21 protein-coding genes and 4 tRNA genes are annotated in these 24,555 nt (G+C 36.9%); 9 read left to right on the top strand and 16 right to left on the bottom strand.

The window, feature by feature from the left end:
* Window positions 1–4: 4 nt before the first annotated feature.
* Window positions 5–2,590 carry a putative LPS assembly protein LptD gene (locus ACQ76T_RS15985; RefSeq protein ID WP_431344286.1) on the bottom strand — a complete coding sequence of 862 codons (2,586 nt, stop codon included), beginning with the start codon at window positions 2,588–2,590 and terminating at the stop codon, window positions 5–7.
* A gap of 53 nt (window positions 2,591–2,643) precedes the next feature.
* Between ACQ76T_RS15985 and ACQ76T_RS15980 the strand changes: the two genes are divergently transcribed.
* The 7 genes from ACQ76T_RS15980 to ACQ76T_RS15950 all read left to right on the top strand — a co-directional run bounded on the left by ACQ76T_RS15980 (window position 2,644) and on the right by ACQ76T_RS15950 (window position 5,508).
* The gene (locus tag ACQ76T_RS15980) at window positions 2,644–3,930 is read left to right on the top strand and encodes an N-acetylmuramoyl-L-alanine amidase family protein (RefSeq protein WP_431344285.1); all 1,287 of its coding nucleotides are present in this window, start codon (window positions 2,644–2,646) and stop codon (window positions 3,928–3,930) included.
* Between the two features lie 59 nt (window positions 3,931–3,989).
* Window positions 3,990–4,061 (top strand) — tRNA-Glu (locus tag ACQ76T_RS15975).
* A 430-nt stretch (window positions 4,062–4,491) separates the two neighbouring features.
* Window positions 4,492–4,812: a hypothetical protein gene (locus tag ACQ76T_RS15970; RefSeq protein ID WP_431344284.1), complete on the top strand. Its 321-nt coding sequence runs from the start codon at window positions 4,492–4,494 to the stop codon at window positions 4,810–4,812.
* A gap of 66 nt (window positions 4,813–4,878) precedes the next feature.
* Window positions 4,879–5,133 carry a 30S ribosomal protein S20 gene (gene rpsT / locus ACQ76T_RS15965; protein ID WP_002983073.1) on the top strand — a complete coding sequence of 85 codons (255 nt, stop codon included), beginning with the start codon at window positions 4,879–4,881 and terminating at the stop codon, window positions 5,131–5,133.
* A gap of 10 nt (window positions 5,134–5,143) precedes the next feature.
* Window positions 5,144–5,215 (top strand) — tRNA-Glu (locus tag ACQ76T_RS15960).
* A gap of 83 nt (window positions 5,216–5,298) precedes the next feature.
* Window positions 5,299–5,370 (top strand) — tRNA-Glu (locus tag ACQ76T_RS15955).
* A gap of 66 nt (window positions 5,371–5,436) precedes the next feature.
* A tRNA-Glu gene (locus ACQ76T_RS15950) sits at window positions 5,437–5,508 on the top strand.
* A gap of 55 nt (window positions 5,509–5,563) precedes the next feature.
* On the opposite strand, the gene ACQ76T_RS15945 is transcribed toward ACQ76T_RS15950, so the two are convergent.
* A complete protein-coding gene (locus ACQ76T_RS15945) occupies window positions 5,564–6,082 on the bottom strand; it encodes a GNAT family N-acetyltransferase (protein ID WP_431344283.1) in 519 nt (172 codons plus the stop codon).
* 258 nt (window positions 6,083–6,340) lie between these two features.
* On the opposite strand from ACQ76T_RS15945, the gene ACQ76T_RS15940 reads away from it, so the two are divergent.
* Together ACQ76T_RS15940 and ACQ76T_RS15935 are read left to right on the top strand one after the other, a co-directional pair.
* Window positions 6,341–7,114, top strand: coding sequence for a T9SS type A sorting domain-containing protein (locus tag ACQ76T_RS15940; protein WP_431344282.1), 774 nt, complete (start codon window positions 6,341–6,343; stop codon window positions 7,112–7,114).
* A gap of 212 nt (window positions 7,115–7,326) precedes the next feature.
* Window positions 7,327–8,115 (top strand): T9SS type A sorting domain-containing protein, encoded by a 789-nt coding sequence (locus tag ACQ76T_RS15935; RefSeq protein ID WP_431344281.1) that lies wholly within the window; start codon window positions 7,327–7,329, stop codon window positions 8,113–8,115.
* 72 nt (window positions 8,116–8,187) lie between these two features.
* On the opposite strand, the gene ACQ76T_RS15930 is transcribed toward ACQ76T_RS15935, so the two are convergent.
* The 14 genes from ACQ76T_RS15930 to ACQ76T_RS15865 all read right to left on the bottom strand — a co-directional run bounded on the left by ACQ76T_RS15930 (window position 8,188) and on the right by ACQ76T_RS15865 (window position 24,518).
* Window positions 8,188–9,135, bottom strand: a complete 948-nt coding sequence (locus ACQ76T_RS15930; RefSeq protein ID WP_431344280.1) for a transporter — start codon at window positions 9,133–9,135, stop codon at window positions 8,188–8,190.
* Window positions 9,136–9,147: 12 nt separating this feature from the next.
* Window positions 9,148–10,197, bottom strand: a complete 1,050-nt coding sequence (locus tag ACQ76T_RS15925) for a cytochrome-c peroxidase (protein ID WP_431344279.1) — start codon at window positions 10,195–10,197, stop codon at window positions 9,148–9,150.
* Complete coding sequence (locus ACQ76T_RS15920; RefSeq protein WP_431344278.1) at window positions 10,190–11,017, bottom strand: MbnP family protein; 828 nt, start codon at window positions 11,015–11,017, stop codon at window positions 10,190–10,192. Before ACQ76T_RS15920 ends, ACQ76T_RS15925 begins: the two co-directional genes overlap by 8 nt.
* 195 nt (window positions 11,018–11,212) lie before the next feature.
* Complete coding sequence (locus ACQ76T_RS15915) at window positions 11,213–11,581, bottom strand: hypothetical protein (protein ID WP_431344277.1); 369 nt, start codon at window positions 11,579–11,581, stop codon at window positions 11,213–11,215.
* A 4-nt stretch (window positions 11,582–11,585) separates the two neighbouring features.
* On the bottom strand, window positions 11,586–12,260 hold the full coding sequence (locus ACQ76T_RS15910) for a superoxide dismutase (protein WP_431344276.1): 675 nt from the start codon (window positions 12,258–12,260) through the stop codon (window positions 11,586–11,588).
* Window positions 12,261–12,350: 90 nt separating this feature from the next.
* Window positions 12,351–13,028, bottom strand: a complete 678-nt coding sequence (locus tag ACQ76T_RS15905) for an SCO family protein (RefSeq protein WP_431344275.1) — start codon at window positions 13,026–13,028, stop codon at window positions 12,351–12,353.
* A complete protein-coding gene (locus tag ACQ76T_RS15900) occupies window positions 13,015–13,290 on the bottom strand; it encodes a YHS domain-containing protein (protein ID WP_431344274.1) in 276 nt (91 codons plus the stop codon). The genes ACQ76T_RS15905 and ACQ76T_RS15900 overlap by 14 nt, the downstream gene beginning before the upstream one ends.
* A 259-nt stretch (window positions 13,291–13,549) precedes the next feature.
* A complete protein-coding gene (locus ACQ76T_RS15895; protein WP_431344273.1) occupies window positions 13,550–13,912 on the bottom strand; it encodes a hypothetical protein in 363 nt (120 codons plus the stop codon).
* A 550-nt stretch (window positions 13,913–14,462) separates the two neighbouring features.
* The gene (locus tag ACQ76T_RS15890; protein WP_431344272.1) at window positions 14,463–16,445 is read right to left on the bottom strand and encodes a heavy metal translocating P-type ATPase; all 1,983 of its coding nucleotides are present in this window, start codon (window positions 16,443–16,445) and stop codon (window positions 14,463–14,465) included.
* A gap of 44 nt (window positions 16,446–16,489) precedes the next feature.
* Window positions 16,490–16,909, bottom strand: coding sequence for a Fur family transcriptional regulator (locus tag ACQ76T_RS15885; protein WP_431344271.1), 420 nt, complete (start codon window positions 16,907–16,909; stop codon window positions 16,490–16,492).
* A 17-nt stretch (window positions 16,910–16,926) separates the two neighbouring features.
* Window positions 16,927–17,823 (bottom strand): cation diffusion facilitator family transporter, encoded by an 897-nt coding sequence (locus ACQ76T_RS15880; protein WP_431344270.1) that lies wholly within the window; start codon window positions 17,821–17,823, stop codon window positions 16,927–16,929.
* 18 nt (window positions 17,824–17,841) lie between these two features.
* The gene (locus ACQ76T_RS15875) at window positions 17,842–18,723 is read right to left on the bottom strand and encodes a bestrophin family protein (protein ID WP_431344269.1); all 882 of its coding nucleotides are present in this window, start codon (window positions 18,721–18,723) and stop codon (window positions 17,842–17,844) included.
* Between the two features lie 130 nt (window positions 18,724–18,853).
* Window positions 18,854–20,083: an efflux RND transporter periplasmic adaptor subunit gene (locus ACQ76T_RS15870; RefSeq protein WP_431344268.1), complete on the bottom strand. Its 1,230-nt coding sequence runs from the start codon at window positions 20,081–20,083 to the stop codon at window positions 18,854–18,856.
* A gap of 73 nt (window positions 20,084–20,156) precedes the next feature.
* Entirely contained in the window at window positions 20,157–24,518 is a 4,362-nt protein-coding gene (locus tag ACQ76T_RS15865; protein WP_431344267.1) for a CusA/CzcA family heavy metal efflux RND transporter, read from the bottom strand.
* Window positions 24,519–24,555: the final 37 nt, after the last annotated feature.

The following is a 24,555-nucleotide window of genomic DNA, read 5'->3' as shown; positions in this document are numbered from 1 at the left end:
GATATTAGAAAGGTGCGTTAGGCTGCGTAAAACTTCTGTCTTTGTACTTCAATGCGTCACTTAAGATATTGGCTTTGATACCAATAAAGAAGTCATATACTTTATATTGCCCGAACGGAACCCAGTTGAAATTGATCGTAAAACTTCGCTGATCTCTTGAGAAACCAATTCTTGTATAGGCAAGCTCTTTGGTAACCATATCAAAGTGTGTACTTCCATTGATGTTCCAGTAAGGGGTCAATTTAATACTTCCATCTAACCCTACAGAAGCAATTTTGTTGGCAAACCTGCTGAGACCTTTTGAGTAAGCATAGTTTGCACTGATGTTCAATGTCCATGTCTGATCAAAGTGAGCATAATTATCATCATCAAAATAATAACTTTCATTCCTTACTTCTCCTTTCTTGGTATATTTCTTAGCATAATCTGTTTTCTCTCCAAAGATCTCGCTGCTTAAAGGATAAGATAGCTGTACGTTGAATCCCTGTACGCTAAAGTGCCCAAACTGCTCTGTTCTGACACCGGTATCCTGCCCCGGAGTAAATGCAATCTTATAAGGTTCAAGAGCAAGGCTGGTATTTACAGTAAGTTTGCTATTAAAGAAAGAGGACTGTCCGTTGATGCTGAGCACAGACCAAGGGTGATCTTTCGCTGCAAAGTTATAACTTCCCGAAAGTCCTAATGATTCAAAAATTTTGATTTTCTTCACACCTGTAGAATCACTCTTAGACTTTACTTTCATTTCAATATTGTTTCCGACATTGAAGGTTAAAGCTCCCACTACTCCACTTGATGGGCTTCCAACAATACCTTTTTCAAAGATAGAATAAGGTGTTAGTGCGCCAGTGGCATTATAATAGTTTCTATAATATCCAAAACCTGGGCTTGAGAAATCCGGAGAATAAGTAAATCCAATACTTGGAGTCATCATGTGTCTCACCGCTTCTATTGCAGATCCTTTTTTAAATTTCATCATCCCGTACAACGTTGTCTGAAGACTCGCCGTAGTAGAGAATGTTGAATATCCTGCAAAGTTCTTATCAATCTCGTCTACTGTAACGTTCTTTACCGGATCGTAGAATCGGTTCAGTGTTTTTGTTGTTAAGGCGTTATCAATATTAGCACTCAAACTGAATGTAAAATATTTTGCCAGCGTTGTATTGGTTGCCAGAGCAATATTATTTTTAAGCCCGGTCTGCATCTTATCCCACATCTCTTTTTTAAACAACTCATTTTCCTGAGTATTCACAAAGTTGGTAAGATTAATCCCTGTATTCACTGTAATGTTTTCAATAAGCCCTTCTCTGATTCCTGTTTTAGATTTAAACAGATAGAACTGATTAATGGCAACGTTCATCTGTGGAAGACGAAGATCTGCCAATCCTGTTGCAAAGTTCTGAGAATACGATGCCGTCCCCGTAATGGTTACAGGTAATTTCAGGAATCTTTTGGTAAGAGTAACCGTGGAATTCTGCTGTGTGTTCAGAACGTTCTGGTTGAAAATATAGTTGTTGTTCAGTGGGTTATTATAAAACTTCGTACTCACAACATCTACGGAAGCACTGAATGTAAGGAAAGGGTTTGCTTTAGCATCCTGAGAATGTGTCCAGTTGATTCTGTAAGTGCTGTTTTTTGTATAGTCATCCAGCCCTTTAATTCCTCTTACCATTGTACCGATATCTGCATTGAAGTTTCCGGAATAACGGTATTTTTTCTGATAACTTATTTGAGGCCTTAAGTTCCAGCTTCCTTTGGTATAGATATCTGCAAGGACTTTAAGATCAAAATGCTCCCCAATAGGCTGGTAATATCCTATTCCATTCAGGAAAAACCCTACATCTTCTCTTTCCCCAAAACTCGGAATCAAAATACCGGCTGCTCTTTTATCCGAGAACGGCAAAACAGCAAATGGAAGATAAAGAGGGGTAGGAACCTGTTCTATAAACATCTGAATAGGTCCGGTAACAATCTGCGATTTGTTTTTTGTTTTGATAAGCTTAATATTATAAGCTCTCATAAAATAATCCGCAGCAGTATCTTTTTTCTTAATAAAATAATCATCCGTCGTATAATCCGCTCTTACCATGGCGAATACGGAATCATTATATTTTTTGGTTTTCTGAGCAATAATTACCCCTTCACTTTCCTCCGTTCTGGCATTAAAAGCAATAGCCTGTTTTGTTTTGGTATTATAGCTGAATTCGTTGGTTTCGTATTTTTTACCGGCCTGGGTTGTAATTACAGGCTGAATAATCTTTCCTAAAGAATCTTGTTTTCCTCGTGCGTAGATCAGATTTTTATTATCGTCAATCGAAATATAGTCGGCATCAATCTGCATATCCTGATACTTTACCTGTGCATTTTTGTTCAGGAAAGTCATTTTTTTAGGGACATCTCTTCTCTGGTCGTCAGCTTTTGTACGAAGAATATCATCCAAAGCTTCTTTTTTTACAACTATGGTATCCTTTTTGGAAATAGTATCATTAACCGCATTTTTAGGCAATTTTTCAGGAGTTTTCTGTGCTAAAAAATTGTTAAAAATTAGGATAATTAAAATTTGTAATATATTTTTGAGGACGGTTTTGGCCAATTTTATTCTATATAATTAAGGCCCAAAATTAATATAATTTTTATAACTGTAAGATGTACAAACAAAATTTTAAAATAATTTTATCATTTCTCCTTATCCTTATCAGCAACTTTGTTTTCTCTCAAAAGAAGTTTACAATCGTTCTGGACGCGGGACACGGGGGAAGTGATCATGGGGCAAACCGAACTTATTCTGACATCGGAAGAATTGCCGAAAAAGACATTACACTCGCTATTACTCTAAAAGTGGGAGCAATGCTTGAAAAAAACAAAGACTTCAAGGTAATCTATACCCGTAAGATTGATGAATACCCTTCTTTATCGGACAGAACAAACCTTGCCAACAGAAGTAAAGCAGACTTATTCGTGTCTATCCACTGTAACTCTGCTCAAAGACCTACAGCATATGGAACCGAAACTTATGTTCAAGGGCCTAACCAAAATAATGAAAATCTGGAGGTTGCGAAACGAGAAAATGACGTAATCTTTCTTGATGAAAAAGATAAACAAACGTTTGGATCTTATAACCCTGATTCTCCGGAATCTTTAATAGCCCTGAAACTTCAGCAGAGCAAATATCTGGAATCAAGTCTTCTTTTGGGAGGACTGGTTGAAGATAACTTTGTAAATAAAGACAAAAGATTCTCCAGAGGTGTCTTCCAGAAAAACCTTCACGTTCTTCGTATGAATGCCATGCCTTCTGTACTGATTGAAACCGGGTTTATCAACCATCCTGAAGAAAGCCACTATATCGCTTCTGAAAAAGGTCAGGAAGAAATTGCGGAAAGTATCTACAATGCCATCATTGATTATAAAAAAGCCGTAGACAGAAAATCAGGAGGATCTATCGCCATCAAAAAACAAGAACCTGAAAAACCGGCGGAAGTTCCTCTGAAAAATGATTTCAGAATATTACTGATGAGTTCTCCTACAAAATTCAATGAGGATGATCCTGCACTTAAAGGGTTAAATTATATTCTTACTCTTAAAGAAAACGGTCAGTACAAATATTACTATGCCGTTACCAATATGGCATCTGTGAAGGATATCAACCTTAAAACAGCTAAAGATGCCGGATTCAGAAATGCTTTTGCAGTCGGGTTCATGCCTAACCAAAGAATCAGCATGGGATATTATACTATAGAAGTATATTCCGGGGAAAAACTGAACGGAAACTCCTACATTCTTCAAAACCTGAAAGACGTGGAAAGAGAAAAAGACAGTGGAACCTTCTATTATACGTATGGAAAAGTTTATACACTAGAAGATGCCGTGAAGCTTCAGAAAGATATTGAAGCTAAAGGAATCAAAAACACGGTGATACAGAAAATCTATAAATAATTTAAATAAATAATTTTGAGGTTCAAAAGTTAATTTCTATTTTTGCAACCTCAAAATAAGGCCTATTCGTCTAGTGGTCAGGACTCAAGATTTTCATTCTTGCAACAGGGGTTCGATTCCCCTATAGGCTACTTAAAAAACCTTTAACTCTTCGAAGTTGAAGGTTTTTTTATGGAGATTCACTATTTAAATTGCAACACAAAAATAGAAAGTTCATTGAGTTCAAAAGAAACAAATCAAATTTTCGATCTTAATACAGTTCAAAAAGCCTTTCTAAAACTTTATTTTTTAGTCCCGACTGAATTTTATAAAAAATTGATCATTTTCTTCATTTTTTTATACTCCTGATAGACTGATACTTATTATTATCAGGATAAAAATATCACTACTTTTACGTCAAAAACGCATTCAATTGACATAATATCTCGTAAAAGCATTATATTTGCAAAAATTTTTAATAATTTTATCCATAATTGGTTATCCAAATATGGGAACACAGATGAAAAATGTTATTGATAAACCATTGTTTGTAGTTGACTACAAACTATCAAATTTTATATCATGCCGGATTTAAAAATACAAGAAGCAAAATTGCTTTTTAAGAAAATCCACTCTAACCCAAAAAGTTATGATTTACAAATCAATGAAGACGGGATTACAGGCAGAGATGATAAAATCAGTTTCAGACTTTACAGGACTGGAGAAAGGGTTGCTTTTGAAGTAACAATTGATGGACTATCTTTCACCAATACCACTGGAGAATGGAACAACGCATTGATCATGCTAGGAAATACGATCAAAAAAATAGAAAAAGAACAGGAAAATTTAAAAATAGAACAAGCAATAGATAAGCTTAGAAAGTACCTTTCAGAAGAAAATTAAAATTTTCGAAAATAAATTTGGTAGTTTAAAAAAAAGTTTATAGTTTTGCACTCACATTTAAACGATATGGCAAATCATAAATCAGCACTAAAAAGAATCAGACAAAACGAAACTAGAAGACTTCGTAACAGATATTACCACAAGACTGCTAGAACAGCTTTAAAAGCTTTAAGAAATGAAGAAAACAAAGCTGCTGCTACAGAACAATTGCCAAAAGTTATCGCTTTATTGGATAAATTAGCTAAGAAAAATATTATCCACAAAAACAAAGCAGCTAACTTAAAAAGCAAATTAACAAAGCACGTTAATAAATTAGCGTAACAATATAGCTGGCCCGTTCGTCTATCGGTTAGGACCTCAGATTTTCATTCTGGTAAGAGGGGTTCGATTCCCCTACGGGCTACTTACATCTTATAAAGCCACTGTAACAACGGTGGTTTTATAAAGATCACAGTAGAAAAAAGCTATATTCAAATAAATCTAACCGGCCCGTTCGTCTATCGGTTAGGACCTCAGATTTTCATTCTGGTAAGAGGGGTTCGATTCCCCTACGGGCTACAAGATTAAGAGTTGATACTTATAAAAACAAAAACTAACACATTACTTTGGTAATGGAAGATAGAGGGCCCGTTCGTCTATCGGTTAGGACCTCAGATTTTCATTCTGGTAAGAGGGGTTCGATTCCCCTACGGGCTACAAAAGGACTTTTTTCAAAAGTCCTTTTTTTGTTTCTATACAATAATTTTTATCCTTAGTCCTTGAAGACATCTAATTCAAAAAGACAACAGTTAGGTTCTTTTTGGTAGTGAGCAGGCAGTGTTTCTGTATTAATCAGTTTTACCATTCCTAGAAAATTGAATCCGGCAGATGTATAATGTTCAATTAGCTTTGTATTATTTCCCAATGTATCAAGGCGAACAAAACGCTTTCCATTCTGCCTGGCATATTCCCTGGACCAACTTACAATATTATCAATAGATCTATTTCCTCTCAGATTGGGGTTGGTGCAGATTCTATGAATATAAATACTGTCATTCCTGTCTCGTTCTCCCCAAATCTCTTTGTCTTCGAATGCAATGGCCCAATTACAAACAATTGTTTCTTCATTTGTTATTTTCCATTGCTTATTTTCTTTTATTTCTTTTTTGAGAAATCCTTCTTCAAAATAAGGCCAGACAACCATTTGCCTTTCAATCTGCAGCGCTCTTGCAGCTTCATAAAGTGACAGGATATCGTTTACGTCGGATATCAAACAATTACTGATTTTCATATCTATCTATTTTTCGCAATTTCGAGTTTATTCACTTGGTATAAAATCCAAATCTTGCTGAAATTCGCCTTTTTATTTATGTTCGAGGATATGCTTCAATCCTCATCTACAAAACCTTCTTTTGATATTCTTTAAACTCAAAGAATCTCCTATTAATAGGCGTTATAAAAAAAATCACCAAAAATGGAAATATTATTTCTTACTTTTCCTTTTAATTCATAAATTTGAATAAAACTATTCATTCTAAAATAAGATAACATGAAATTTAATTTACTTTTGGGAAATAGATTCTCTTTTAAAGCTGGATTAATGGCTTTATTTTTATGTTCTGCAAGCACCATGTCATTTGGTCAAAGCAGAATTTATGCTCACGCACAAAGTTCGGGTGTATTTGGGGTAGCTTGTTTGGGATGCCGTGTAGACAATCCTCTTAATGCTATTGGAGATAATGAAGATGATTATTCTACAATGGTATTGGGAACAGCTTTATTAGGAGGAATCCAACAAACTTTACAGTTTCCCGACCTTAGAGCTGACACAAGACTTGTTGTTGGGATCGGTACAGACAATATTCCGTTATCTGTACAACTGCTAAGCGGTGTGTCGCTGGAAACAATGAATGGCGGAACTTCTAATGAAGACCGTAGAACTATTGACGTAAGCCTTTTAAAACTGGGAGCAACGCCCAACAGAGGTACTGTAGAATTTAAGCCAACAAAACCTTATGACGGAATAAGAATTGGACTAACCGGAGGGGTTCTTAGTCTTGGTGGTGGATTCAGAATTTATTATGCTTATCAAGATCCATTGGTCAACATTATGGCACACAGCCAAAGTGGACAGATCACTCTTGACGCCAATGTTCAGTTGGAAGGATCTGAAGTCGCTCTTGTTAATACATCAGGAAAAGAAGTGTATCGTACTACTTTAAAATCTAAGACGTTCAATTCTAATCAGCCTGAAGGTGTTTATTTTATGACAGTTCAGACAAAAGATGGAAAAACTTACTCAAAGAAAATTATTGTTAAATAAATGATACCCTAAGCCGGCAGATTAAGAAGTCTGCCGGTTTTTTTATGTCTTATATAGACTAAACAAGGCAAGCTTCAATATTAACTAAAAATTAATAAATATCTTTTATATAATACAAATATTTAAATATCACATAAAATTGAAATAAAATAACTAACATAATCATTTTATATGTAAATTTACAAAAAGCTAAAAATCTTAAAATTAAACATATGAAAAACAATTTATTAGTGAGAAAGCATGCTATGAAAGCTGCCGTTTCAGCCCTATTTCTATTCCTGATGAGTTCAATGTCATTTGCTCAGATTACAAAAATTTATGCAAACAATCAAATTAGTCAGGTATATGGCGTATGCTTAGGTTGTGGAGTATTAAATCCTTTGAATGCTTTAGGAAGTAATGAAGACGATTATTCTACGATACAGGTTTCTGTAGGATTACTTGCAAGAACTGAGCAAACCCTTATTTTCCCTAGCAGTAATATCAACAACAATACCAATAAACTTGTTATTGGAATTGGCTCTAACGGAACCCCTCTTTCCGCACAGGTTTTAGGAGGCGTATCTATTGAAACGTTCAACGGTGATGTTTCCAACAACGATTATCAAAATCTGAACAGCAATATTCTTCAACTTGGAGCAGGTGATCCAAGCAAGGGAGACATTGAACTGACTATGAATATTCCTTTTGACCGCGTTAAGATTAATGTAAACTCAGGATTGCTTAATTTAGGTGGTGAACTTAGAGTATATTATGCTTACCAGTATAAAGATCCATTTATCAATTTTATGGCTCATAATCAGAATGGGCAGTTTACACTTGATAAAAATATTGCAGCAGAAGGCTCGGAAATCACTTTGACCAATACTTCAGGAAAAGAAGTTTTCCGCTCAAAACTGAATTCGAATACATTTGAAACCAAACAGCCAGGAGGAGTTTACATTATGACTCTTCAGACAAAAGAAGGAAAATCTTATACTCGTAAGATTATTATTAAATAAATGATAAAGCAAAACCGGCAGACCTTAAAGACCTGTCGGTTTTATTTTATAACCTTGCTGAACTGATCAGAGTTAAATGCCAATATTCACAAAAAGGCTGAATCTCGACTTTGCTTCAATATCTCCACCCGCAAGATTGGTGTATACAGGAAGCATAATCTCGCTTCCCAAACTGAACTTTTTATAAGATGCTTCAAAACCCAGTTTTCCATACAAAGCACTTCCTGCAGTTTTGGGTAAACCTTCGCCAAACTGTTTATTTTGAGCATAAACTTCACCCTGAAGTCCTGTTTTTGCAGAAAATATCATTCTTTCGCTACCTGCGATCTGATAAAAGCCCGTTGCGGCATAATTCCATTGATTTCCGAAACGGTAGTTCTTTTTGTTTTCGGTTTTAACAGTATAGTCTGTGTTGACCAAAACGGCGATTTTGTTTTTTTGAAATTTATAATTCAAAACAGCCTGATAATCCCAACTTCCTGTTCCTAACTGAAAGCTTGGATTGACACCTGATATTCCCTTTTCATCAAATTTACCAAAGGGAACTTTTACTCCCAATCCTCCATTTAACTGATGGAAATTATTTTTAGAACTGAGTAACTGATAGATTCCCATCAGATTTAAATCCCCAATACCATTGATTTTTATATCTCCCTGTAAAGTCTTTTTTTCATGAAAATGAAAAGGGAGACTCGCATATACACTCAGCTTCTTAGTAACCGGAACTTTAGCCCACAACTGTAAAGTATTAAAATACTGATCCTGGGTCAGATCTTTCACAAATAAATTTTCTTTCGCTTTATAGTGCTGAGCAAAATATTTGATCCCTATAAATTGTGGATTGAGTAAAGATTCGAATCCTGACGATCCGTTTCCGGCACCACATCCACAAGCATCGCAATCGTCATCGAAATTGAACCTGCTAAAATCTTCCTGAGGAATATAAATACTATCTCTGAAGGTTCCGGCCTGGCTGAAACCAAATACAGACAAACTGATAATGACTATAATCTTCTTCATGTTTTCTTTAAATTATTCTGCAAATTTTGGATTGGAAATAAAACCTTTATCTGAAAGCGTTTTCAGAAAAGAAATGATAAACTGCTTTTCCTGAGTATTCATTGCAATTCCTATATGCCCGTTCTGTTTGAGCTGTGGATCGAGATTCGCATTGTCCTCCATCTGGTCTGAATAGAAATTGAGAACAGCATCCAGGGTATAAAATCGTCCGTCATGCATATAGGGAGCCGTATATTCTACATTTCTAAGGCTTGGAACGCGGAATTTCATCCAGTCATTCTGATCAAGTGTTACCCGATAGAGACCCGCATCTTTAAACTCCGAATTGTAATACATGCCGGTATTTCTGAAGCTTTCATCTGTGAACAGTTCACCACTGTGGCACGATGCACACTTTTGATTGAAAAGAGCCATTCCTTTAGACTCGTCTGAGGTTAGCTGCTCTCTTCCCTGTCGAAATCTGTCATACTTTGAATCCGACGAAATCAGAGAAACCATAAACTGGGACAATGCTTTTAAAATTCTTTCTCCTGTAATAGTTTCATCTCCATAAGCAGCCATGAAGAGCTTTTTATATTTCTGATCGTCTTTAATTTTAGAAATAACTTCCGGAATAGAGCTATCCATTTCATTCACATCTGTAATGGGGCTGATGGGCTGCTCATTCAGGTTATGAATGACCCCATCCCACATATATCTTTTCAGAAAAGCCATATTCTGAATGGGAGGAGCATTTCGGATTCCCAGTCTGTCGTCTACTCCATGGCTTACCGTATGACCGTGATGGGTAAACGCATTTTCCTGAATATGGCAAAAACCGCATGAAATAGTATTATTTCTTGAGAGCCTTCCTTCATAAAATAATTTGCGCCCCAGCTCAACCCCATTTTTTGTAACAGGGTTGCCGGTTTTATCAAAAGTCATTTCCGGAAAATAAGAGGGAAACTGAAGATTATAGGCCTCATCTTTTTCCAAAGGCTGAATAACATCATCTGAACAGGCTATACAGCTTAGAGAAAAGATCAATGCTACGAATCCTGTCTTAAGCAAAAAATTAATCATTATGAACGTGATCTACTTTAAACATTTTGGTAAGATTGTTTGTAACGTCTACAAGATGCTGGCTTGATCCCATCATCATATCATTCGCTGATGTAAGGGTAAGAGCTTTGTCTCCGCTTAAAAACTGGTTCAAATCTGCCAGAATATGAATAGAAGGTCTGATCTGCCCGTTCACTCTTGCTGTTGTTGGAAGGTCAAGAGTAATTTCTCTATAAAGATCAGGAGTATTATTTGCCGTGGTATTCCCCATATTCCCGGTATGGTTCATAAATTCTTTAGTAGGAGAATCGGTTCCGTATTTTCCTTCAAGTTTAACAAAAACATAACCTGCTGCCCAAGACCAGGACATTCCCTTCTGTTTAGCTTTGGTCCAGAATTCTGCCTGCCCGTCCTGACCAAGCAGATACGCCTTTTGGCTGACTCCTAACCCAAATTTTATTTTCTTATAATTATTTTTCGGAATACCATCAAGATTCAGGTATACAATTCCTGCAACGGCATCGGCCTGATCTACAATAAAGGCTCCTTTATCAGGATTGTTTTCATTATATTTAAATTCATTTCCGCTTTCATCAATCAGTGCAATATTACTGATGACATATTTTAAAGCTGAGAAATTATGTTTCTGACCTTGAGAAGAAGTCTGCATCGTTTGGTTCAAAACGATATCGCCAACATTATTGAACCCATTTTCAAATTTGATCTGAAGACTTCCCGGAGTAGTATCCTGCGGGTTCTCATCGTCTCTGCTGCTGCAAGAAGAAATAGTAAATAAAGTAAAGGCAATAAAGAATAGGGATAAAAATTTATAAATTTTCATTGTTGATTTTTTAAGTTGAATACATTTTTTTCGAATGTGAAAACATTCTTGTTTATTACAAAAGGCACAAGAGTTCTTCACACTTAGAAATTCTAAGTGAAAATATAGATACAGGATAAGAGTACTTAAGCTGTATTAAAAATCAAAGATTTACAACTTATGCGCCTTTTGCTGTTGAATAGTGATTGTGATAACTTAAAAAATCGGTGGTTTGAAAATGTGTTTCAGAAACAGAAAAGAATATGCTGTTTCATAAAGAAAATGAAGATTGAAAAAAGGAAATTTTTCAGTAGTGGAGATCTCTGCAACTGCAGGCAAAATATAAATATCCAGAACTTTCTGTCCGGCATTTTTAGATTTCTGTAAAGGTGAAGATTCAGAATCGTTTGTCTTTGCCAATTCTTTGCTCAGATAGCATTTTCCGTTACAGTGGATTTCCGGCCTGGACTTATTAATACAGAGAACTTTTGCGATATAATCATAATTTACGGCATACTCTACCAAGGGGATCAGGGGCCTGAACACCATATAAAAAGTGAAGAGTATACCGTAAAATAGTTTCATAAAATTATTTTTTGCTTATAGCAGCATCATATCTTTTGCTCACTTCTTTCCAGTTCAGCACATTCCAAATAGCAGAAAGATAATCTGCTCTCTTGTTCTGATACTTAAGATAGTAAGCGTGTTCCCAAACATCGATTCCTAAAATTGGAGTTCCTCTCTCTTCTACGATATCCATCAAAGGGTTATCCTGGTTGGGTGTAGAAGACACGAAAAGTTTACCTCCTTTAGACACAGAAAGCCACGCCCATCCGGATCCGAAACGGTCTGCCCCTGCTTTGCTTATTTTTTCTTTAAAAGCGTCCATACTTCCGAAAGCTTCATTGATTGCTTTCGCCAACTGTGGAGATGGCTGGGTATTTTTTTCCGGTGTAAGAATCGTCCAGAAAAGCTCGTGGTTGTAGTGGCCACCGGCATTGTTTCTTATTGCGGGACTTACTTTGGATGTTTCAGAAAGAATCTGAATCAAAGTTTGTTTTTCCTGTGGAGTTCCTGCGATGGCTTTATTCAAATTAGCGGCATACGCTGCACCATGTTTTGAATAATGAATCTCCATTGTCTGAGCGTCTATAGATCCCTCTAATGCATTATAAGCATAAGGCAGAGGAGTCTGCTTAAATTGCGCCATCGTAAACTGAGCGGCAAAAACTGCACTTACAGCAGCTATTTTCAAAATCTTCATAACGTTTTGTTTTATGGTTAAACAATATTTTTTATACGTGAAAAGAAAGGATTGAAATATGAAACAGTAATACTTGGCTCTATTTCCTCCTTATTTCAACAATTTTTTGATGTCTTCAATCAGAATTTCTCTGTCGGGATGATATTTCCCGTTCAGCCTTGGATTTTTACCTTCAGGGTCATCATAGTTTAATCCTGAATAATATAAAATCGGCATATTATCTTTATTGTAGCGGCATCGAATATTACCTTCCTGATCTACCAAGGCAATCATCCCGCTATGATTCAGGCTTTCTCCTTCATTTTCTTTATCCCCTACATAGATATTAAATTTATCTGCAAGATCACCAATATATGTTCTGTCTCCGGTTAAAAAATGCCAGTTTGGAGATTTTGCTCCAATTCTTTTGGCGTGTTCTTTTAAAGCTTCCGGAGTATCATTTTCAGGATCTATACTGATGGAGATAATTCCAAAATTGGGATCGTTCACCTGATTCTGAATGGCTTTCATATTGGTATTCATCACAGGACAAATCGTAGGACATTTGCTGAAGAAAAATTCTACCAGATATACTTTTCCCAGCATATCTTTATTGGTAATTTTCTTACTGTTTTGATCGGTAAGCTCAAAATCAGGAACTTTCATCACCGTATACAGGTTCTTTTTAAAGTACCCCATCCCTACTCCAATTCCAAGGAAAAGCAAAGCAATAACTGCAATAGGTATGATGACCTTGCTCTTATTGTTGGTTTTATTATTTTTTGGCATACTTTTCAGGATTTTGCTTGAATTCATCTTTGCAGTAAGCACTGCAAAAACCATACGTTTTATTTTTATACACAGCAGTATCTTTCAGAAACTCGCCGGTTTTCATATGACATACAGGGTCTTCTTCGTTAACTACCTGTATATTTTTTAAATTTTCTTTGGAAGAGCTCATGTTGCTTTTATGCTTTACCTGCGGCGTGTCTTTTGCACACGAAATAATTGAAACCAGCAGCACAGCAGCCAAAATAATGGAGGATTTCATTTTAATGTTAAATTGAAATTAATACTATTGAATTAAATTATCATCCTAAGTCTCAGCTTAGAAATTCAGTAAAGATGTTTTACGAAAAATGACAGGGGGTTACAAAAGCCTATAAAGAAAGCTAAAGTACCTTAGATGACGTAATACATCTTAATAAAAGGGTCAAATATTGCATGGGAGAAAAAGCGTCAACCATAGGTTTTTATTTGAATCTTTCAAACGGTTCTGATATAAAACTAAAAATATAGTCTAACTGAAATTACACTAATGGAGGATGGAAAATCCTTGAAAAATATTCTGAAGAATGGGAATTGAAGTAACTTGGATCTGGTTTCTCAGTAGAAAGTCCAACGTCTGCATGATTGGCAAAGGAAAGAATTTCATTGGAAAGAAAAACATCCAAACCGGGTATTTTTACTGTTTGAGAACTGTTGGATTGTTTCTCTGTTTTTGCCAGTTCTTTTTCAACATAGCATTTCCCTTTACAGGTTGACTGTGGTACGTTTCTATTCTCGCAAAGGTTTTTTACAATATAATCATAATTCACTGCGTAATTTACCAATGGCAACACGGGACGTATTGCAACGGTAAAAATGATGAATATGGAAATTAATAACCTCAACGATTCAGTTTTCTGCTGCAAATATACTACTTCGAAAGTATTTTACGATTCATTTATGATGAATGTCATTATGGTTATATACTGTTACCTTCAAAAATCATAAAACTGTGCCTGTTTCCAATATTATTTTATTCCGAACTTTGATTTAAAATTTTGTGCTTTATATAAAATTTTAATCTTGTTAATAAAAGCTTTACCAATGTCTAGGTAAAGCTTTTTATGTTTTGTTGGTTTCTTTGGGAAACGCAAAGATGCATTTTTTTTAAATGTTTACCGTTTTAAGGCGCAAGGATTTTATCTCCGATAAAATGTAAAACTAATAATAGTAAGAATGGATATTAAGAACTTTACTTGTTGAAAATCTTTGATTTTCTTGTCCTTAAAAACGGTACAAATTTTATCTTCTTTGCGCCTTTGCGTTCCTCCAACAAAATAAATAACAGGCATTACATATGTTTTTTTAAACAAAAGCCCTACTAATATTAGCAGAGCTTTTGTTAAATATAATTTAGATAAGTTGATTATTAATTATTTGTCTAATCTTTCTTCTTTAAAACCTCATCCTCTGAATTCTCACAGCATTTAAAATTGCAAGCAACGCAACTCCTACATCAGCAAATACCGCTTCCCACATGGTTGCAAGACCTCCGGCACCAAGGATCAGAACCACAGCTTTTACGGCAAAGGCTAAAATAATATTTTGCCAAACAATCTTTTTCGTTTGTTTTCCGATATTAATCGCCATCGGGATTTTACTAGGTTTATCATCCTGAATGACAACGTCTGCTGTTTCAATGGTAGCGTCGCTTCCCAGACCTCCCATCGCAATTCCGACATCACTTAAAGCGACTACTGGTGCGTCATTTACTCCATCACCCACAAAAGCTACGGTCTGGTTGGCCGTTTTGATGGCTTTCACTTTATTGACTTTATCTTCAGGTAACAGATCACCGAAAGCACTATCTATACCCAACTGATCTGCCACATATTTTACAACCGTACTTTTATCACCACTCAGCATAGTGGCTTGTACTCCCATTTTATGAAGCTTCTCAACCGTTTCTTTAGCATCTTCTTTTATGCTGTCTGCAATGGTAATATATCCGACAAATCTTCTATCGTAGGCTACAGCGATTACTGTATAAACAATATTACCGTGTTTGACATCGTAACTGATATTGAATTTATCCATCAGCTTAAAATTACCCACAAGAAGGTCTTTCCCGTTCACAGTTGCTTTTAATCCATGCCCTGCAATTTCTTCTACGTTTTCCAGTGGAATAGAATGGTTGATCTCTCCCACATAATTATGAATAGCGGTGGCAACCGGATGTGTACTTTTACTTTCCAGTGCATTTACCATCTGAAGAACTTCATCTTTATTAAAATCGGAGCTGATGCTTACTTCCTGAACTTTGAAGACTCCTTCTGTCATCGTTCCCGTTTTATCCATCACCACATTTTGAATCTGGGCAATACTATCCAGAAAATTACTTCCTTTAAATAAAATTCCGTTTCGGCTTGCAGCGCCTATTCCACCAAAGTATCCTAACGGTATAGAGATTACCAAAGCACACGGACATGAAATAACAAGGAAAATCAAGGCTCTGTACAGCCAGTCTCTGAACTGATAATCGTCCACAATGAAGTAAGGAAGAAGACAGATTCCTATGGCGAGAAATACCACAATTGGAGTATAAACTTTAGCAAACTTTCTTATGAAAAGTTCTGTAGGGGCCTTTTGAGCTGTCGCATTCTGAACAAGTTCCAATATTTTACTCAGCTTACTGTCTTCATAAGCGGTGGTTACTTTCACTAAGGCAATACTGTTCATATTGATCATCCCTGCCAGCACTACTTCGCCTTTATTTTTAGTATCCGGTTTGCTTTCTCCTGTTAAAGCTGCTGTATTGAATGAAGCCGCCTCTGAAAAAAGCTCTCCATCAAGAGCCAGTTTTTCACCTGGTTTCAATTGAATCATGTTTCCAACTTTGGCTTCTTTAGCTTTAATGGTCTTCGGTTGATCCTCTTCAATAACAGTTACTTCATCAGGCCGCTGATCCAACAATGCTTTTATGTTTCCTTTTGCTCTGGTTACAGCCATAGACTGAAATACTTCTCCTACAGCATAAAACAGCATCACAGCTACCCCTTCAGGATATTCTCCAATTGAAAAAGCTCCAATGGTTGCAATACTCATCAGAAAAAATTCTGAAAATACATCTCCTTTAATGATGCTTCTCCATGCATCTTTCAATACAGGAAACCCTACAGGAATATATGCTACCAGATACCACACTAAGCGTATCCAGCCCGTAAACCAAGTCGGTTTAACATAATTATCAAAGGCTATTCCTATTAATAAAATAATAAATGATATAATCGCCGGAAGAAACATCTGAAATACGGTTTGATCACCGGAATCATGCGAATGGTCATGCCCGTCATGATCATGTCCGTCTCCATCTGAATGGTTGTGTTGATGTCCTTTCGTATTAGTTTTTTCGGGTGTTGTACTACAGCATTTTTCCATAACTGATATTTTTATACAAATGTAAAGATGAGACCAATGCAATGCTATTGCAAACTTTCCAGGCAGTTTTCGCAGATTCCTTTGGCAAAGAGTCTTATTTCATCTATCCTGAAATTGGTCTGTATGTTTTCGGGAAAAGAAATATCTTCTTTGCAGGTGGTTTGTTTACATATTTTACAATAAAAATGCAGATGCCAGTCTTTATGTGTTTTTTCATCACAGTCATCATCACATAGTTTGTATTTTGTGGTAGTATTTTCCTGTATACTGTGAACAATTCCTTTTTCTTCAAAGGTTTTTAAGGTTCGGTAAATGGTAATTCGATCTGCATTGTCAAAGTGATTTTCTATCTCAGAAAGGGACAGCGCCGCTTCCTGGGAGCTTAAAAAATCATATACCAGAATCCTCATGCTTGTAGGCTTGGTATTTTTATCGATGAGTTTGTTTTCTATATCTTTTTTCATGTTTTAAAAATTAAATTTTACAGATGTACTTCTTTCTCCTCATATCCTTCTTCCTCGATCTGGAAAGTCGTATGACTGATTTTAAAATTATTAACTGTAGTTTCCGTCAGAGTTTTTAATAACTGATTCTGAGAAACATCTTTATTCTTCACGATATGTGCACTCATGGCATTGACGCTTGATGTAAGTGACCACACATGCAGATCATGAACATTGTTGACCCCCGGAGTTTGTTCCAAAACTTTACGCAGTTCATGAATATCTACATCTTTGGGAGTACCTTCCAGCAAAACATTGATCGCTTCTTTCAATAATCTCCATGTTCTTGGAAAGATTAAAAGTCCTATTGCAGCAGAAATTAAAGGATCGGCATAATACCAACCTGTTGTTAGCATAATCACTCCGGCAATCATTACTCCCACTGAAGTAAGCATGTCTGAAAGAACCTCAAAGTAAGCTCCTTTCATATTCAAACTTCCTTCTGAGTCTTTTCTCAGAATCATCATCCCTATGATATTGACTACCAATCCTATTCCCGCAACAATAAGCATTGATTTGCTCTGTACTTCCGGCGGATTCTGAAACCTCTGATAGGCTTCAAATAAAACATATACTGAAATTCCCAATAGAACTACTGCATTGACTACCGCAGCAAGAATTTCGGTTCGATAGTACCCATAAGTTCTGGAAGGATCAGCTTTTTTTTCTCCTATTTTGATGGCGATAAAAGCCAATAGCAATCCTACCACATCTGTAAGCATATGAGCTGCATCTGCAAGCAAAGCAAGGCTATTGGTCATGATCCCACCTATCACCTCAGCAATAAGATAGGTTCCACTGAGAGCCAGAACAATCAGAAGGCTTTTTTTATGCTGGCTTGCTGCAGAGCGTGCTTGTGTTGGTGTATTTTCCATATTTACGGATGGTTTTTATTACATTTCGTAGTAGGATGTATTTTCTTTTTTCATTGAAATGTTCTGCTCTCCGATCATCTGCCTGATATTGATCTCAATCGTTTGGGCCAAGGAAGTCATTGGCGTGTCTACCGGACTGTTTTCAAAAGGATCCTGCATAATGATAGACGTTTTTTCTATGGCAATAAACACCATCGGAATCAGGAAAGTGATCATCACCTCAACAACCAGCTGCGAATCGTCAAGCCCAAAAGGAAGCAATATGGCAAACACATAGATCAAAATGTGTACAAGAACACTGTATGATCTGGGGAAAACCGTATTTTTCAGTCTTTCACATTTGCCCATACTGTCACAAAGCCTTGTTAAGATTTCATTCAGTTGCATTTGTTGAAAATCTGTAAGTTCTTTAGAAACTGATACGTCTTTAAGCTGTTTTGAATGAGCATCCAGAAGTGCATTAGGAATATTGACCGCATCGATTTTATTTTCATCCAGGTATTTCCGCACTTTCTCTGAAAATGGAAGCCTCCTTAGCGACTCCCCAAGAGCATAGGTCCAGATGATCTGCCGTTCTGCAAATTTCTGAATCGTCTTTTCTTCTCCTAAAGGCATAAACTGAATAACCAATCTCACAAAAGTTCTGGAATCATTTACAACAGCTCCCCAAACGGTTCTCGCCTCCCACCATCTTTCATAAGATTGTGAGGTTCTGAAGGCCAGCAATAACGAAACTGCCGTTCCAAGAAGTGCTGGAATATTCAAAGGCAGGCTAATTTTTCTGAACCATGGCAGCATATCTAAAAGACCGACTGCTACAGCAAATATTCCGATGAATAGAATTTGAGATTTTATTTCACTGATGAAATACCAGACTGATATTTTTTTGTTTAATAGCATAATAAGTCATGTATTAAATAGGGTAAGATAATCTTTACTTCAGCCGGTTTTATACTTCAAAAAAGCAATTCCGTAAACAGCTCTAATATAAGGATAAAAATCGACATTTCACTGATTCTGATGGGTTTCATTAATGTTCGTGTTCTCCGGAATTCACCAATTTAGCGTTTACGAAAAATGCAGCTTTTACTACAATTTTTGCTTTATCCGGAATGTTTCCCACTGGTGTAATGGCCGTGTAGCCCATATCTGTTGCGCCTTTCACCACTTCTATTTTTTCAAAATTTAATGTCTTAGGATGTGGCTTTCCTTTTTCCTCATGTTCTTCTTCCACCTTTTTGTCAGTTTGTATAAAAACATAATATTTACCGTCTGCTTCTACAATGGCTTCAGTAGGAACAGCGGGTGTGGTACTTTTGTCGAGACTTACAATTCCGGTGATATTCATCCCGTCAATCAAGCCGGATTTGTTTCCTATAACTTCGCAATGCATGGATATGGTTTTACTTTCGTTTTCAAAAGAGGATCCTATGCTGTAGATCTTTGCGTCGTATTCTGTTTCGGGGTTGTTGGTAAGCTTAAAGTGAACGATCTGCCCTACTCTCATTTTAGGGAGATCTTTTTCAAAAACCTGAAGATCCAGATGGATAGATCCGTTATCAATAACCGTTGCTACTGGAGAAGAGATATCTACATAACTCCCGATTTGCGCAGTAATGCTGCTGATTGTCCCACTGATTGGCGATGTAATCACTAGACCGGATCTCATATTTCCATTATGTACCTTCTCTGGGCTTATTCCCATCATCTGAAGCTGCTTCAAAAGGGATGCTCTTTTAGTTCTTAAGGTTTTAAGTTCAGCATCGGCACTCTGAAGATTTTTCTTGGCTCCTGCGTCGTTATCAAAAAGCTCTCTCTGTCTTTTGTACTCCTGTTCGGCATAGGTAATTCTGCTGTTTGTGGTCAGATAATCTTCCTGCAGCTGAATGTATTCGGGATTGGCAATCGTAGCAATCACCTGTCCTTTTTTCACAATGCTTCCCACCTGAATATTGATGGTTTTGATGATTCCTCCATACAAGGAAGTAATGGTTGCCTTATTGCTGTTGGGAACACTCAATAGTCCGTTTGCTTTAATGGTAGAAGTCAGTTCTTTCATTTCTACATTTCCCAGGGCTACTCCTACCGATTTCATCTGATCTTCCGTTAATGATGCTATGGTTTGCGGCGCTTCTTCATGGGCATGCTCTTTCTGTTCAGTTTTTTCCGGAGCCTTTTGCTCGGGAACTTCTTTCTTTCCACAGCTTATGATCAACAAAGAGATCAGCATGAACGTTATGATATGATATTGGGATTTCATAGGTAAGTATTTATTTTTTCTAAAGTCACTTGATGATCGTTTTACGGTGAACTTTCTTAAAAGCGATTTCATATTATTTATTAATGATTGAATTGATAGTTACTACAGACTGATTGACCTGCTGTATGGATTCCAGATATTTTAACTGAATATTGGTAGCCGTCTGCAATGCAAAGAGATATTCCACATACGAGATTTCTCCTGTTTTATAGCCTAACTGAGCTGCTTTTACAATTTTCTCAGCATTCGGAAGTGCCTGATTGGTATAATAATCATATTGCTGTACATCTTGCTGATATTGGGTGAACGCATTATCCAATTGTACGGAAAGCTGTTTCTGCTGCATCTTAGCATTGGTTTCAGCAACCTGTTTTTCATACTCAAGAGCCTGGATTCTTGCTTTTGTGGCTCCAAATGTAAGAGGAATAGCCACTCCTACTGTTGCAGACTGAAAGCGTTTACCGGAACCGTAATAGTTTTCCATACCATTAACGGTATGCATTCCTATTAACGATTGATTGGTATATCCGAGACTGAAATCCGGAAGTCCTGTAGCTTTTTCAACTTTCTTATTTTTTTCCGCGATTTCCATTTCCTGGTAAAATGCTCTTACCGATGGGTTGTTTGCTACTGAAGAACTATCCAGTACATTCTCAGCTTTCAAAGGCTCATAGTTTTTATTGAATGGAACTTCAAGCTCTTCTGATGTATTCAGTAATGTTTTTAAATTCTTGTAAGCATTATTGAGAAATACCTCATTCTGCCTCAGTAAAAGATCAATTTCGCCTTTCTGGGTTTCAGCGGTGTTGATTTCAATTTTTTTAATATCACCTGCTTTAAATCTTACCGTTGCAATCCTGATAAATTCTTCATAATATGTATCCAGGCTTTTCAGCTGAGTTTTATTATATTGAAGATATTCAATTTGATAGTAATACGTACGAACCTGCTTAATCAATTCATTGGCTGTAATTTCTTTATCAATCTGTTTGCTTTTAATGTTTTCATTGATCAGTTCCTTTCTTGCTTTAAATAATGTAGGAAAAGGAATACTCTGTGAAATGGCAAACGACTGGTCAAACTTAGGACTGTTGTATTGCCCTAGCTGGGTTTCAACACTTAGTTTCGGAAGCTCTTTGGAGGTTGGTCTCAGCGCTTCTGCAGATTTAATGCTTAAATCCTTAGACTGAAGGGTCAGATTATTGCTCATCGCCATGTCTACTGCCTGCTCTACAGATATGGGTCTGGACTGTGCTTTAAAAGTCTGCCCAAACATCATCAATCCTAAAGCAAGAACAATGGTGAATGCTCCTGTCTTATTATTTTTCTTTTTCAGGATCTTGGTATTAAAAATAATATACAACATCGGCAGTACAAACAAAGTAAGGAACGTTGCCGTTATCAATCCTCCGATTACTACTGTAGCTAATGGTTTTTGAACTTCCGCTCCGGCTCCTGTAGAAATCGCCATAGGAAGAAATCCTAGCGAAGCAACAGTTGCAGTCATTAAAACGGGTCTCAGCCTGGTTTTAGTTCCTTCAAACACTCTTTTCAAAATATCTGTTTCTCCGTCTTTTTCCAACTGGTTGAAGGTTCCTATCAGTACAATTCCGTTGAGTACTGCTACTCCGAATAATGCAATAAAACCAATTCCCGCGCTGATACTGAAAGGCATATCTCTCGCCAGAAGGGCAAATACACCACCTATCGCACTCATAGGAATAGCGGTAAAGATGAGAGTCGCCTGCTTGAAGGATTTAAAAGTAAAATACAACAGCATAAAAATAAGAAGCAGTGATACCGGAACAGCAATCATCAAACGTTTGCTTGCTTCCTGAAGATTTTCAAACTGACCTCCGTAAGTAAAATAATATCCGGATGGCAGCTTCACTTTGTCAAGTTTAGCCTGAATATCTTTCACCACACTTTCTACGTCGCGACCTTTTACATTGAAACCAATTACAATTCTGCGTTTTCCCTGTTCACGACTGATCTGAGCCGGGCCCAGTTTATAGCTGATATTGGCCACTTGTGATAATGGAATTTGCGCCCCGCTGGCTGAGGTGATCATCAGATTATCAACATCTGAAATATCTGTTCTGTGAAGACTGTCTAAACGCACAACTAAATCAAAACGTCGCTCATTTTCAAAGACCTGTCCTGCTGCTTTCCCTGCGAATGCCGTACTTACCGCATTGTTGACGTCTTCAATATTTAATCCATAGTTTGCAATTCTTGTTCTGTCATACTGAACATTGATCTGTGGAAGACCGCTTACTCTTTCGATCTGAGGAGCCGTAGCTCCATCAACAGTCTGAATGACTTTTCCAACTTTATCTGCATATAGAGATAATGAATCCAGATTTTCCCCGAATATTTTCACAGCAACATCCTGTCTTATTCCCGTCATCAACTCATTAAAGCGCATCTGAATGGGTTGATTTTTTTCAAAAAACACTCCAGGAATTGTTTCCAGCTTTTCACTGATCTCGTCGGCCAGTTCATCATATGATTTTTTGGTTCTCCATTCTTTTTGTGGTTTTAAAACGATAATCATGTCGGTCGCTTCCGGAGGCATCGGATCGGTAGGTACCTCAGCAGAACCAGTTTTACCTACGACCATTTTCACCTCATCAAACTGCTTAATTATTCTTGAAGCCTGCATTGAGGTTTCTATACTCTGGCTCAGTGAACTTCCCTGGGGCAGAATACAATGGAAAGCAAAATCTCCTTCCTGAAGTTGTGGAATAAATTCCCCACCCATATTCTTAAAAATAAAGGCCGACAAAATGAAAACCGCAGCTGTAACAGAAACGATAACATATTTTACTCGAATTGCTTTCTGCAATAAAGGCTGATAGATCTTTTGCAGACGGTTCATCATCTTATCTGAAAAGGTTTCTTTATGAGATGCCTTTTTAGATAAGAACAATGCGCTCATCATCGGAATGTAAGTTAGAGAGAGAATTAATGCTCCTAAAATGGCAAATCCTACTGTTTTTGCCATGGGAGTAAACATTTTACCTTCTACTCCTGCCAATGTAAGGATTGGAATATATACGATGAGAATGATAATTTCGCCAAAGGCTGCACTATTTCTGATCTTCGATGCGGAAAGAAAGACTTCTTCGTCCATCTCAGACTGCGTCAGGTTTTTTACTGATTTTCTTACTCCTAAATGATGAAGAGTAGCTTCTACGATGATTACGGCGCCGTCTACAATTAATCCGAAATCTATGGCACCCAAACTCATCAGATTGGCACTCACTCCGAAAACATTCATCATTCCCAGTGCAAATAATAGAGAAAGAGGGATTGCTGAGGCCACAATAAGACCTGCTCTTAAATTCCCCAGGAAGATAACAAGTACGAAAATAACGATCAAAGCACCTTCGATAAGGTTCTTCTGTACGGTATTGATGGCTCTGTCTACGAGATCGGTTCTATCCAGAAACGGCTCTATCACTACATCATTGGGAAGCGACTTTTGAATGGTAGGAATTTTCGCTTTGATATTGTTGACAACTTCATTGCTGTTAGCTCCTTTCAGCATCATTACGACACCCCCTACTGCATCTACCTTACCGTCATAGGTAAGAGCTCCGTACCGTACGGCATTTCCCAAGCGTACATCTGCTACATCTTTGATGAAAATCGGAACACTTCCTGTTTCATTTTTAACAGCAATATTTCTTATATCTTCCAGAGAGGTTACTAATCCTATTCCACGAATAAAGTAAGCATTGGGCTTTTTATCGATATAAGCGCCTCCCGTGTTCTGATTGTTTTTTTCTAGAGCGGTAAAAATTTCAGTAATACTGGTCCCCATTGCCTTTAATCGGTTAGGATCAATAGCTACTTCATATTGTTTTAATTCACCCCCAAAGCTGTTGATTTCTGCCACGCCAGGGGTTCCGTTAAGCTGTCTGCGAACAATCCAGTCCTGCATGGTACGCAGTTCTTTTGCATTGTATTTTTTCTCGCTTCCTTTTTTAGGGTGAAGAATATACTGATATACTTCTCCTAAACCTGTACTTACAGGAGCTAACTCAGGAGTTCCCACTCCTTTTGGAATTTCCTCCACTGCATTTTTCAGCTGTTCACTAATGAGCTGTCTCGCAAAGTAAACATTAACATCTTCTTTAAAAACTACTGTAATAACAGAAAGCCCGAATCTTGAAATACTTCTGGTCTCCTGAATATCGGGAACATTGGCAATACTTTGCTCTATAGGAAAGGTAACTAACTGTTCTACTTCCTGGCCTGCCAATGTAGGACATACAGTAATAATCTGAACCTGATTATTGGTAATATCGGGCACCGCATCTATTGGCAGTCTGGTAGCACTCCAGGTTCCCCAAATGATCAGCACCAAAGTCATAATACCAATGACCGCTTTATTTTTGATGCTGAATTTTATGATTTTATCTAACACAATTTTATTTAATTTTTATTGAAAAATAAGCCCACAG

Source organism: Chryseobacterium sp. JK1 (assembly GCF_050632815.1).
GTDB lineage: Bacteria > Bacteroidota > Bacteroidia > Flavobacteriales > Weeksellaceae > Chryseobacterium.
This window is presented reverse-complemented; position numbering and strand designations above follow the sequence as displayed.